Below are 13,068 nucleotides of genomic sequence, written 5' to 3'. Positions count from 1 at the left end.
GACCTCCGTTATCATGCTGTGTTATTTTCCAGTCGAAATCATAACTTTACTTACTTGTCTTAGATAAATAGCACGTACAATGAAGAAGTAGATAACTTGAACTACAAAGAATCCAGAGATCCCAATTATGGATGGGGTTACCATATCCATTACAGATATAGCACCCATATGTTTATTTAAAATCTGTAAGCCAATTCCAGCTTCCACTCCAGCAACGATAATCGGTATGAAGAACAACATCGCAATTTGAATCGTACTGGTTCGTTTCATATCTCTTGTGCTTAATCCCACTTTGGAAAGCATATGGTACATTCGTTGATCCTGATTTAGATCTGTATACAGCTTAAAGTATAGGAAACTAGCTGAAGCAACGGAGAACACAGCTGCCATAAAGAGACCGATAAAGGAGAATATACTACGTGCTTGTTGGAAGCTAATATACATCCCTGCCCGAGTGTCAATAAAGCTATCTTCCTGCTCTTGGCCCATTTTTTGCAACTTGTTACTCAGTTTCGCTTGAACAGAATCGGAAGTAGGAAAGTCTTTATTAGACCAAGCAGGAACATGATAATACACAGATGTACTTTCCTGTGGACGATCGTCTTCTTTTGCTTGCTCTGCTTTTTCTACTTGATCTGCTAGAATTTGTTTATAGGTTTCATCACTTACCACTAATTTAGAAGCGTAATTTATCGACTTTTCAATGTCTCCTACGATTTGGAGATTATATGTCGATACTTTTTGTCCGACTTTTACTTTTTCCGGTTCCTTTGATTGTGTACTAGCTAGGAAGATCGCCTCGTTAGACTTCAATTTTTGTGGAGCTTTTCGCCCAAGCACCTTAGCCAATTGAGTATACTCAGACTCTTTTATAACCGTTACATACTGTTTATTACCAAGCTCAAGACCTACCTCTTTACTAATCACCTTATCAAATTTGAGTCCTGCACCTTGTAGTTCTTGATCAATCTTCTTCATTTCACCTTCCCAGTTTTTATACTCTTTAAACAGATTAAATTCAATAGCAAACGGTGTCTCTTTAAATCGGGTTTTCGCATCTTGATCAAAGGAGTAAACAAGCCCTACTCCAGCAGAAGCCATCGCGGTCACAATCGTAACCATAAAAAACATCCGAGCATTATCTTTGATCTTATAAGCCATCTCAGAAACCCATAACATTCTCGTACCCTTCCAAAAGAAGGATTTACTCCTTTTCAATAGTCTCATCAAGTACACACTTAGTTGAGTAAAGAAGAAATAAGTTCCGATGATCCCAAGCCCAAGAGCCCAGAAGATATTCTCAAATTCTTTATACAATAGGTAGTATGCAGAGCCGATTAAGCCAACTGACAACAGAACAAGTAAGATATGAGCTTTCGGTTCTGTCTTCGGTTTACTTGTCCCCATCAACAGCTCAAGTGCTCTTTTTTGCCGGATGAAGAACAGGGTTATGAAAGAAATCACGATATATAAAGCTGCAAATGATGCTACTGTAAGTCCCATTGCTTTAAGTGGTAGGTACAGTGAAAGCTCCTTCTCTACTACCTTAGATCCGTAGATAAGAAATATTTTCGAAAAGAGAAGCCCACCTAAAATTCCTGTCACAATCGCCCCAAAGCCAATCAATATATTTTCTAGGAAAACTAGCTTATTAATCTGATTTCGCTGTGCTCCTAAAATCGTTAAAACACCAAACTCTTTATTCCTGATTTTCAAGAAAGCACTAATCGAATAAAGGACAAATAAAAATGAGAATACAAATGTCACATAAGACGCTGCTTTCATCCCCATCTTCGTAGCCTCACCGAGGTCTGACTTTGCTAATTCGGGATGATAAATAAATAACGCATAAGTAAAAAAGATCATAACGGCAAACGCACTACTTAAAAAGTAAGCAGAGTATGCACGTGAGTTACGTTTGACATTATTAAATGCAAACTGACGAAAATTCATGTTGTAGTTCCTCCTAGAGTAACAATTAGTACATGTTGCTACTATGTTCCTGTTATTTGGTTGATGAAATTAGTGTAGCAGGAGAGGAAAAATGGGAGAATAAAATTACCTTACATGAACCTTAAACATTTGTAAGGATTGGATAGACACTTCCATGTAGAGCACAAAAAAATGCCTCTCCATTTATGAAGAGACATCTTCTCGAAATCTACAAAGGAATATTTCCATGCTTTTTATAAGGCCTTGTATCTTTCTTATCACGCAATAACTCTAGTGCACTCATTAACTTAGTGCGTGTCTCCCGTGGATCGATCACATCATCAACCATGCCATAAGCCGCGGCAACATAAGGGTTCGCAAACTTCTCTTTATACTCGGCAATCTTAGCTTGACGAACGGCTTCAGGGTCCTCGCTCTCGTTAATCTCTCTACTAAAGATAATATTGGCCGCCCCTTCTGGCCCCATCACCGCTACTTCAGCAGATGGCCAAGCATACACGATATCTGCGCCAATCCCTTTGCTATTTAGTGCTACATAGGCACCTCCAAATGCTTTCCGTAATATTACAGAGATACGTGGCACGGTCGCTTCGGAGTACGCATATAAGATTTTGGCTCCGTGGCGAATAATTCCTCGATGCTCTTGGTTCACACCGGGGAAGAATCCAGTGACGTCAATCAACGTGATAACGGGAATGTTAAAGCAGTCACAGAAACGGACAAACCGACTCAGTTTATCGGAAGAATCGATATCGAGTCCACCTGCCATCACCTTAGGCTGATTCGCTACGATCCCCACACTCTCCCCGCCGATTCTGGCAAAGCCGACGACGATATTCCGAGCGAATTTCTCTTGTACTTCCATGAATGAGTGATCGTCAACCAACTGATCGATTACCTTACGAACATCATAAACCTTGGTCCCCTCAACCGGTACAACCTCTGCCAGTTCCTCGATCCATTCATCTTTGACTTGCTCGTACTTTTTCCTAGCAGGCTTCTCTTGGTTATGAGATGGAAGATAAGATAATAATTTCCGAACTTGGTCTAACACTTCCGGCTCGCCTGCGGCTGTAAAGTGTGCATTTCCACTAATGCTACTATGGACAGAAGCACCGCCTAATTCCTCCGAGCTGATCTTCTCCCGAGTAACGGTCTCGATCACTTTTGGACCTGTGATAAACATCTGTGAAGTCTTTTCTACCATAAACACGAAGTCCGTAATCGCTGGTGAATATACGGCTCCACCAGCACACGGTCCCATGATCACCGAGATCTGAGGTACAACCCCCGAATAGATCGAGTTACGATAAAAGACATGGCCATAGCCATCCAGCGACATAACACCTTCTTGGATACGAGCTCCTCCTGAATCATTTAGCCCGATAATAGGACATCCATTTTGGGCGGCTAAATCCATCATACGGGAGATTTTCAAGGCATGCATCTCTCCCAATGCGCCACCAAACACCGTAAAGTCTTGTGCAAATACGTAGACGATTCTGCCGTGCACTTTCCCGTATCCTGTAACGACGCCTTCTCCCGGTGCCTCCATCTGATCCATATCAAAGTGGCTAGAGCGGTGTTCAATAAATGGATTTAGCTCTACGAATGTGTTTTCATCAAGTAAAAGGTCGATTCGCTCCCGTGCTGTCAGCTTCCCACGCTTATGCTGAGCTTGGATTCGTTTGTCTCCCCCGCCCATTTCAATCTTACAACGTCGCTCGTACATTTCATTGATCTTAGTATGCATGTCCACAAGGATCACTCCGTTTCAGCAAGGGTCTGTTGACAAAGTTCCATGAGTGTTCCATGGGTTGATTTCGGATGTAAAAAGGCAATTTGCATCTGATGTGCGCCGGCCTTTGGCTCTTCGTGTATGAGTCTGGTTCCTTGCTCTCGCAAGTTTTGTAAGCATGTGCGAATGTCCTCTACTTCTAACGCGAGATGATGAAGCCCTTCTCCACGTTTCTCGATGAATTTCGCAATCGCACTTGACGAAGACGTAGGTTCCAGCAACTCGATTCGGCTCTCTCCGATATCAAAAAAGGCGACTTTTACTTGCTCACTCTCCACCACTTCAATCGAAGTAAGAGGAAGGCCAAGTTGCTGTTCATAAAAGGGAATGCTTTCTTCCAAACTCCGAACCGCGATCCCAATATGACTAATCTTTTTGGGTTTCACAGCTGGGCACCTCCAGAGTTGGTTAATGAACCTTCCCAGCCTTTTTCTTCTTTCATCAGTTGGCGAATAAACTGTGCCGTTTGTTGGATCGTTGTCCCTGGGGTGAAGATTTCTCGAATTCCCTGTTGCTTTAAGATTGGAATATCTTCTTGTGGAATTACGCCTCCTCCAAAAACCAAAATGTCTTCTGCTTTTTGTTCTGTCAGTAACCTTACTACCTCTGGAAATAATTCCATGTGAGCTCCTGATAAACAAGATAATCCAATCAAATCCACGTCTTCTTGAATCGCCATCGCCACGATTTGTGCAGGTGATTGTCGTAATCCCGTATAGATTACTTCCATTCCCTCATCACGTAGCCCCTGCGCAATGATGAGTGCTCCACGATCATGGCCATCTAAGCCCGGTTTCCCGATCAATATCCGTATGGGTCGCAACAAAATAGATATCCTCCTTCAAACGAATCAATATGGTTGGTATTCTCCAAATACTTTTCGCATCGTATGGCAAATCTCGCCCACAGTCGCATAATTTCGCACCGCATCGATGATAAACGGCATCAGATTCTCCGTCCCTGAAGCGGCTTGCTGTAGGGCCGCTAAGCAACTTTCTACTGCTTGATTATCGCGTCGTAAGCGTAGGTCTTGTAAATCAGCAATTTGCTTCTTTCCAAGCTCAGGATCGACTCGTAATAGCTCAGGCTGGACTTCATTTTCAATCTGATATTGATTCATGCCCACGACAATCTCTGTTCCATTTTCGATATTTCGCTGTGTTTCCAGTGCCACGCGGTGAATCTCACGTTGCATAAACCCTTGTTCCACAGCAGAGACTGCACCACCTAGCTGCTCGATTTTCTCTAGATAGCGATTCGTCTCTTCTTCCATCGCATCAGTAAGTGCCTCCACATAGTAGGACCCGCCAAGTGGGTCTACAGTATCCGCGACACCGCTTTCCAACGCGAGAATTTGTTGTGTTCGAAGGGCGATCCGAGCTGATTCTTCCGTAGGCAATGCGAGTGCTTCATCGCGTGAATTTGTATGTAGGCTTTGGGTTCCGCCAAGCACAGCGGACAACGCTTGTACCGTGACACGAACGATATTGTTATCGGGTTGTTGCGCTGTTAATGTGGAACCGCCTGTTTGCGTATGAAAACGTAACTGCCAAGAACGCTCATTTTTGGCGCCAAATTTATCTTTCATAATTCCAGCCCAGATACGACGCGCGGCACGGAACTTAGCGATTTCTTCAAAGAAGTTATTATGAGCATTGAAGAAAAAGGACAACCGCGGAGCAAATTTGTCTATCTCTAACCCGGCATCGATCGCGGCTTGTACATAAGCCATCCCATTGGCTAAAGTAAACGCCACCTCTTGCACAGCAGTAGAACCTGCTTCACGAATGTGATATCCACTGATACTAATCGTATTCCATTTCGGCACATGCTCTGTACAGTAAGCAAATATATCAGTGATAAGTCGCATAGATTGCTTCGGAGGATAAATATAGGTACCTCGTGCGATATATTCCTTTAAAATGTCATTTTGGATGGTTCCCGTTATCTGACTAGCAGGAACGCCTTGCTTCTCTCCCACAACGATATACATCGAAAGCAATACAGCGGCAGAGGCATTAATCGTCATCGATGTACTTACCCGATCAAGCGGGATTTCGGCTAATAACCGCTCCATATCCTCTAAGCTGTCAATCGCAACCCCGACTTTTCCCACTTCCCCAATCGACATGGGATCGTCGGAATCGTAACCAATTTGCGTTGGCAGGTCAAAAGCAACACTTAATCCAGTCTGGCCTTGCTCTAACAAATAACGAAAACGCTTATTCGTCTCCGTTGCGGAGCCAAATCCGGCATACTGACGCATCGTCCATAGACGGCTTCGGTACATATTGGGGTGAATGCCTCTTGTATACGGATATTCCCCGGGAAAACTTACCTTTTCGTCTACATTCTCTACATGTTGGTAGTAGAGTGGTTCTACCTCAATCTCAGAATGCGTTGTAAAAACAGGCTTACGCTCTGGTGTTTTTGTACGTACCTTCTCACCTTTTTCTTGCCACGACTTGTGACGGTCATGATGCGTCATTCGTAACTCCCCCCTATATACGTCCATTTTACAAGTTTTACAAGATTTATTAAGAAGTTACTCCATTTATAATCCTACATTTATTGTTACCCTTCTTATAATATCATGCATTCTGACATTTAATAAAAAAGTCTTTACAGTTTAAATGCGACTAGATTTCATCCATTTAGGCTATCCTTTTTACTATATCAGAAAGAGAAACATAACAGGAGTACCCATCAAAGTTTGTGAAGCCATAGACAATCATGAATCCATTGGGTACAATAATACGTGTATTTTTCAACTGGACCTACTAAATAGGTTTTCCTTCACATGGATAATGGCTTTGTGATAAACAGAAGGCAGGTGTTATGTATGTCCGTATTCTGGCAATATTTTATGGTACCGATTATGGTACTCATCAGTGTGTTTGCTGTTCGTGGATTCCTCTTTAACAAGAGAACCGGCAATAAAGGTGGAATTATCCTAGGTGGTGGATTTGCAGCCGCAACTTTATTGGTAACTGCATTATCCGTATATGACTTACTTATTGGTTTATAAACTTATTACATAACCTCCACTCGAATATTCAAGTGGAGGTTTTGCTTTACTGATACTCTCTTCGAATCCAACTGAGTACATCCTCTTCATCCTCTACTACATAGGAAGACAAACGCCTCTCGTCTTTCGCTTTCCAACCAAATACTTCTTCCACTGCTTCAATCACGTAATCCATCACGAGGGAAAAATCGATTTCTTTCCCCAGCAGCTTTTCAAGAGAGGTAACACTGTATTCTTGAATACCACATGGGATGATGGTTTCGAAAAACTGAAGGTCACTGTTTACATTTAACGCAAATCCGTGGCTGGTGATGTATCCTTTTCGTGTGCGAGCACGATTAAATTTTACTCCTATAGCCGCCACTTTCTCTTCTCCAACCCAGACCCCTGTATACGGCTCTTTTCGTCCTGGCTGCAACCCAAAGCGGCGCAGTGCAATGATGAGGACTTCTTCTAATTGACGCAAGTACGCATGGGCATCATTTCCCTGTGTGGCTAGGTCAAAAATGGGATAACCCACTAACTGGCCCGGTCCATGATACGTAACATCCCCACCGCGGTCAATCTCAACGAGGTCCATTCCCATCTCGGCATACTGCTCTTTGGAAAAGAGTAAGTTCTCTGTATGGCTTCCTCTGCCCAGTGTGAGGGTATGAGGATGTTCTAATAAAAGGAGCTGGCTGGGCAGTCCTTCGTGGTCGATTTCGTGTACGAGTTTTTTTTGTAGGTCCCAGGCTTCTTGGTATGGAACGAGACCTAGTCGTTGTACTTCAAACATATTGCTCACATCCTAGTAAGGCTTTGTGTGATATGTATCGTATTGTATTGTACCATAAGTGATTTAAATAGATCTAAAAGCTGGCTTACATAATGGACCTGTGAATACATCAGAGTCCCGGGTCATGTATCTGACCACAGCTCAAATAGTGAGCCTGCGAGGATGTGAAAAGCAAGTCCGCTCCGTCCTTCTTCGCTTCGGGCAAGTGACAAAACTCGCAAAGAACGCTCAAACATTGCCACAAAACGCCCTTGCTTCGAAGGACTACGCTAAGCAGGCTCACTAACATCGCAGTGGTCAGACACATTGCCCCTGTTCCTCTCACATTCTTCAAGAACCTTTTGCTAGTAGATTTAACATAGATCAAGCAAAGAAATGTTGTTCAAACCTACGAAAAAAACCACACAGCTTGTGTAAGAAGGAGGGAGTGTCTATTCGATACCGGCGATGTTAGCGATCCGACCTAGCGGAGCCATCCGTAGCATGGGGCGCTTTTGGTGCAACTTGTTTGAGCGTTCTTTGCGGGTTTTGCACCTGCCCCAGCGAAGGATGGCGGAGCGGACAGTTTTACATCTCTGCAGAATCGGTATTGAGCAGGTATCGAATAGACACTCCCTGCTCTCACCCACCAACCAGCCCCATCACTCCTTTCCTCGAACAATGAACAGGCACTCCCTACTCAGAGCACCTGTTCATCATCATAAAATAACCCTTATATTAAAAAGTCGAGTCAACCGTATATTCCTCTAAAAGCTCTTTCACACGCGCTAAGAAACGTCCTGCCACCAGACCATCTAATACCCTATGATCCAACGACATACAGATGTTCATCATATCTCGTACAGCAAACATATTATTCACCACTACAGGACGCTTCACAATCGCCTCAAAAGAGAGAATAGCCGCTTGTGGCTGGTTAATAATCGGTTGGGACATAACAGACCCAAAGGATCCTGTGTTATTAACCGTAAACGTTCCGCCTTGTAGATCACTTAAATCTAGTTTACCAGCACGGGTCTTCTGAGCTAAGGTGTTCACTTTCTTAGCGAGTCCTAAGATCGAAAGCTCGTCCACATCTGGAATCACTGGCACATAAAGTGCATCATCGGTTGCAACTGCGATGGAGATATTGATCCGCTTCTTTTGGATAATCTTATCTCCACCCCACATGGAGTTAATAACCGGGAATTCCTTTAATGCGTCACTAACTGCTTTGATGAAAAATGGCATAAAGGTTAACGATACGCCTTCACGCACTTTAAAATCATTTTTCATCTTATTACGCAGTTCAACGAGACCGGTTACATCTACTTCCATCATCGTCCATGCATGTGGTGCCTCGTGTTTACTCTGCACCATGCGACTTGCAATCGTTTTACGGACACTGGTAAGAGGGATCTCGATATCGCCTTCTTCTGTCACAACTCCCACGGCTGGTTTGCTAGCTATCGGGGTCGTAGAGAGTGCTGTATCTACATCAACAGTAGGCGTTGGCACTACAACTGGCTCCTCCACTGAAACAGCCCGTGGAGTTGGCGCACTTCCTACTTTGCCAATGCCTTGTTCAATAGCGGCCAAGATATCCTTACGAGTAATTCGGCCACCTGCACCTGTACCAGTAAGAAGAGTAAGATCGATATCATTTTCCTGCGCTAGGCGTAAAACAGCTGGAGAAAAGCGTCCACTACCAGAACCACGCTTACCAGTCGGGGCTGCCTTTTCTGGAGCTGGGGCTGAAGTATTCGTTGCTGCTGGTTTCGATTCTTCTACAGCAGGAGTGGCTGGAGCTACTGGCTCCGCACCTTCTTCCGCCATTTTACAGATAATCTCTCCAACCGCTACGGTTTCCCCTTCCCCCGCCACGATTTCGACCATCGTTCCCTCAAACGTAGCAGGTACCTCTGCATTTACTTTATCGGTCGAAACTTCACAGATTGCTTCATACTTGGCTACAGGGTCACCCGGTTTCTTTAACCACTTGGCAATGGTGCCTTCTGTGACACTCTCACCAAGCTGAGGCATTTTAATTTCAGTTGCCATCGCTAATCCTCCTTCAATTTCGTCTGCTTACATGATGAAAATTAGAATTCTGCTAGTTCACGGATTGCTTTGGCAATTTTATCTGGATTCAAGATAAATTCCTTTTCCAATGTTGGGCTATACGGCATAGCAGGAACATCTGGACCGGCAAGACGGCGTACAGGCGCATCTAGCTCAAAGAATGCCTCTTCTGCGATAATCGCCGATACTTCACCACCAAAACCACCTGTCAGGTTATCCTCATGAACCACGAGTACTTTACCCGTCTTGGCAACTGCTTCTAAAATCGCTTCTTTATCTAGTGGAACGAGAGTGCGCAAATCAAGAACATGTACACTAATTCCGTCTTTTTCTAGCTGTTCTGCAGCTTGCAGAGCAAAGTGAACCATCATCCCGTAGGTAATAACCGTCACATCTGTCCCTTCGCGCTTCACATCAGCCTTGCCGATTGGAATCGTATAATCATCAGCAGGTACTTCACCTTTAATCAGGCGATAGCAACGTTTATGCTCAAAAAATAGAACTGGATCGTCATCACGAATAGCAGATTTCAACAGACCTTTTACATCGTAAGGAGTAGATGGGGTTACGATTTTCAAACCCGGTACCCCTGTAAAGATTTTCTCTACACTTTGGGAATGATAGAGAGCACCGTGGATTCCTCCGCCATACGGTGCACGTACTACCATAGGACAAGACCACTTATTATTGGAACGATAACGGATTTTTGCCGCTTCACTTATAATCTGGTTGATAGCTGGCATAATAAAGTCAGCAAATTGCATCTCGGCAATCGGACGTTTTCCATAAGCGGCCGCCCCGATCGCTACACCCGCAATCGCAGATTCTGTAAGTGGAGTATCGAGTACACGATCCTCTCCAAACTCACTATATAAACCGTCTGTAGCGCGGAATACTCCACCACGCACACCTACGTCTTCTCCTAATACAAATACCTGAGAGTCTCGTTGCATCTCTTCACGCATCGCGAGTGTTACTGCTTCGATATAAGACATGACTGCCATGTTGATGGTTCCCCCTATTCCGCAAACACGTATTTATAGGTTTCTGATGGATCTGGATAGGCTGCTTTTTCTGCATAATCTGTAGCAGCATCTACTTCTTTTTTAATCTCAGCTTGAATTGCCTCATCCGACTCTTCTGTTAAGAGACCATGATCCAGTAAGTACTGACGATATTGGAACAACGAGTCTTTTTTCTTCGCCTCTTCCACTTCTTCACGAGAACGATAGGTACGATCATCGTCGTCACTGGAATGCGGAACCAAACGATAGGAAATGGTTTCTACCAAGGTTGGTCCTTCGCCACGACGTCCACGTTCCACTGCTTCTTTCACAGCACGATATACTTCTAATGGATCATTTCCATCTACCGAGACGCCCGGCATACCGTAACCAGCACCACGTGCGGCGATACTTCCACCCGCTACTTGCTTCTCTAGAGGAACAGAGATCGCATACTGATTGTTTTGTACCATGAAAATAACTGGCAATTTATGAACACCCGCAAAGTTCATCGCTTCGTGCAAATCCCCTTGGTTTGCAGAGCCTTCACCACATGTCGTAAGAACGACAAAATCTTTTTTATCTAGTTTCCCTGCATAGGCAATTCCGGTAGCATGTACCATCTGAGTGGTTACAGGAGAAGAACCTGTAAGGATCCGATAACGATGATCACCAAAGTGACCCGGCATTTGACGTCCACCACTATTTGGATCTTCAGCTTTCGCAAAGGAAGAAAGCAAATAATCTTGAGCCGTTTGCCCCATTACCATCACAAGACCCATATCACGATAGTACGGACATAGCCAATCCTTCTCGGTATCGAGTGCAAATCCAGCGCCTATTTGTGCTGCTTCGTGTCCTTGACAAGAAATAACAAAGGGAATCTTACCTGCACGGTTTAATAACCAAGTACGCTCGTCTGTTTTACGCGCTAACGACATATATCGATACATACTAACTGCTTGCTCATCTGTTAACCCTAACTCTCTATGTTTCAAGGAAATCCCCCCTCAAATTAACCATGAATCGCCTTTCCATCTACAGCAAGTGCTACTTCTCCAAATACCTCTGACAACGTAGGATGTGGATGAATTGCCCGCGCTATCTCCCATGCCGTAGCATCGAGAACCTTAGCCAGTCCAGCCTCACCGATTAGATCCGTCGCATGTGCACCAATAATATGTACACCTAGCAAATCATCTGTTTTCGCATCGGATATCATCTTAATAAAGCCATCTGTCTCACCAAATACAAGCGACTTCCCTACTCCACGGAATGGAAACTTGCCAACTTTTACTTCATGTCCGCGATCTTTTGCTTCTTGCTCTGTAAGACCGATGCTTCCTACCTCTGGTCGGCTGTAGGTACAACGCGGCACCATCGCAGCATCAATCGCATGTACATCGTTTCTAGCCATATGTTCAACAGCTAAAATTCCTTCATGGGAAGCCACATGAGCCAATTGATAACCGCCGTTTACATCCCCAATTGCGTAAATATGAGATTCTGCTGTTTGCATAAAGTCATTTACTTGAATAACGCCTTTTTCCACTTTGATAGAAGTGTTTTGTAAACCGATATCTTCAATGTTAGCCTGACGACCCACTGAAACAAATACTTTCTCTGCTTCAAATGCCTCTGTCTTACCATCTTTTTCAGCCACAACGGTTACAGAGCCATCTGTTACCTTCACTTCTTCGGAAAGAACCTTCGCATTTGTCACTACTTTTACTTTCCGTTTTTTGAAAATACGAGTCATCTCTTTACTAACATCTGCATCTTCAAACGGTAAAATGCGATCTGCATATTCGATCACGGTTACTTCCACACCAAAGTCGCTTAGCATCGAAGCCCACTCGATCCCAATCACGCCGCCACCGATAATAATCATTGATTTAGGAAGCGTTTCCATTTGTAGGGCATGATCAGAATTTAGGATATGAGTGCCATCGATCTCCAAACCCGGTAGAGTACGCGGGCGAGAACCGGTTGCGATCATCACATGTTGGGGAATGAGCATATCGGATTCTCCGCCATCTTCTCTCTCCACAGAAATGGTGCCTGGCATAGGAGAAAAAATAGAAGGTCCTAAAATACGGCCAAATCCTTTATAAACATCTACTTTATTCTTCTTAAGAAGTCCTTCGACTCCTTTATGAAGCTGGGAAACGATTTCATTTTTTCGTTTTTGTACTAAGTTCATGGAAAGCTGGACATCACCTGCTGTGATTCCATAACTCTCACTATTTTTCATTTCATGATATACTTCTGCACTTCGCAGCAGAGACTTACTTGGTACACAACCTTTATGTAAGCATACTCCACCCACATTTTCTTTTTCGACTACAGCCACTTTCATTCCTAGTTGCGTAGCCCGGACAGCTGCTACATAACCGCCCGGCCCCGCACCAAGGACTACGAGATCATAATTTTCTGCCATGCTCTT

At 44.0% G+C, this 13,068-nt stretch carries 11 protein-coding genes; 1 reads left to right on the top strand and 10 read right to left on the bottom strand.

Annotation, left to right across the window (positions count from 1 at the left end; all coding sequences use genetic code 11):
- Window positions 1–21: 21 nt before the first annotated feature.
- From EDD57_RS00745 to EDD57_RS00725, 5 genes are all read right to left on the bottom strand, one after another.
- Window positions 22–1,953, bottom strand: coding sequence for an ABC transporter permease (locus EDD57_RS00745; protein WP_131847342.1), 1,932 nt, complete (start codon window positions 1,951–1,953; stop codon window positions 22–24).
- 208 nt (window positions 1,954–2,161) lie between these two features.
- Window positions 2,162–3,706, bottom strand: coding sequence for an acyl-CoA carboxylase subunit beta (locus EDD57_RS00740; protein WP_131847409.1), 1,545 nt, complete (start codon window positions 3,704–3,706; stop codon window positions 2,162–2,164).
- Window positions 3,707–3,717: 11 nt separating this feature from the next.
- Window positions 3,718–4,137, bottom strand: a complete 420-nt coding sequence (gene mce, locus EDD57_RS00735) for a methylmalonyl-CoA epimerase (RefSeq protein WP_131847340.1) — start codon at window positions 4,135–4,137, stop codon at window positions 3,718–3,720.
- Entirely contained in the window at window positions 4,134–4,577 is a 444-nt protein-coding gene (locus EDD57_RS00730) for a cobalamin B12-binding domain-containing protein (RefSeq protein ID WP_243649386.1), read from the bottom strand. Before EDD57_RS00730 ends, mce begins: the two co-directional genes overlap by 4 nt.
- A gap of 24 nt (window positions 4,578–4,601) precedes the next feature.
- Entirely contained in the window at window positions 4,602–6,239 is a 1,638-nt protein-coding gene (locus EDD57_RS00725) for an acyl-CoA mutase large subunit family protein (protein WP_131847339.1), read from the bottom strand.
- Window positions 6,240–6,593: 354 nt separating this feature from the next.
- Here EDD57_RS00725 and EDD57_RS00720 point away from each other — a divergent pair, with 354 nt between their 5' ends.
- On the top strand, window positions 6,594–6,779 hold the full coding sequence (locus EDD57_RS00720; RefSeq protein ID WP_131847337.1) for a hypothetical protein: 186 nt from the start codon (window positions 6,594–6,596) through the stop codon (window positions 6,777–6,779).
- A gap of 46 nt (window positions 6,780–6,825) precedes the next feature.
- On the opposite strand, the gene lipB is transcribed toward EDD57_RS00720, so the two are convergent.
- From lipB to lpdA, 5 genes are all read right to left on the bottom strand, one after another.
- A complete protein-coding gene (lipB, locus tag EDD57_RS00715) occupies window positions 6,826–7,557 on the bottom strand; it encodes a lipoyl(octanoyl) transferase LipB (RefSeq protein WP_131847335.1) in 732 nt (243 codons plus the stop codon).
- Window positions 7,558–8,274: 717 nt separating this feature from the next.
- Window positions 8,275–9,597 (bottom strand): dihydrolipoamide acetyltransferase family protein, encoded by a 1,323-nt coding sequence (locus EDD57_RS00710; protein WP_131847333.1) that lies wholly within the window; start codon window positions 9,595–9,597, stop codon window positions 8,275–8,277.
- A gap of 41 nt (window positions 9,598–9,638) precedes the next feature.
- Window positions 9,639–10,622, bottom strand: coding sequence for an alpha-ketoacid dehydrogenase subunit beta (locus EDD57_RS00705; RefSeq protein WP_131847331.1), 984 nt, complete (start codon window positions 10,620–10,622; stop codon window positions 9,639–9,641).
- A 14-nt stretch (window positions 10,623–10,636) separates the two neighbouring features.
- Window positions 10,637–11,575, bottom strand: a complete 939-nt coding sequence (locus tag EDD57_RS00700) for a thiamine pyrophosphate-dependent dehydrogenase E1 component subunit alpha (protein ID WP_131847405.1) — start codon at window positions 11,573–11,575, stop codon at window positions 10,637–10,639.
- A gap of 62 nt (window positions 11,576–11,637) precedes the next feature.
- Window positions 11,638–13,062 carry a dihydrolipoyl dehydrogenase gene (gene lpdA / locus EDD57_RS00695; protein WP_131847329.1) on the bottom strand — a complete coding sequence of 475 codons (1,425 nt, stop codon included), beginning with the start codon at window positions 13,060–13,062 and terminating at the stop codon, window positions 11,638–11,640.
- Window positions 13,063–13,068 lie beyond the last annotated feature (6 nt).

Source organism: Baia soyae, from assembly GCF_004341445.1.
GTDB lineage: Bacteria > Bacillota > Bacilli > Thermoactinomycetales > Thermoactinomycetaceae > Baia > Baia soyae.
The sequence above is the reverse complement of the archived record's forward strand: the minus strand, read 5'-3'. Positions and strand labels throughout refer to the sequence as shown.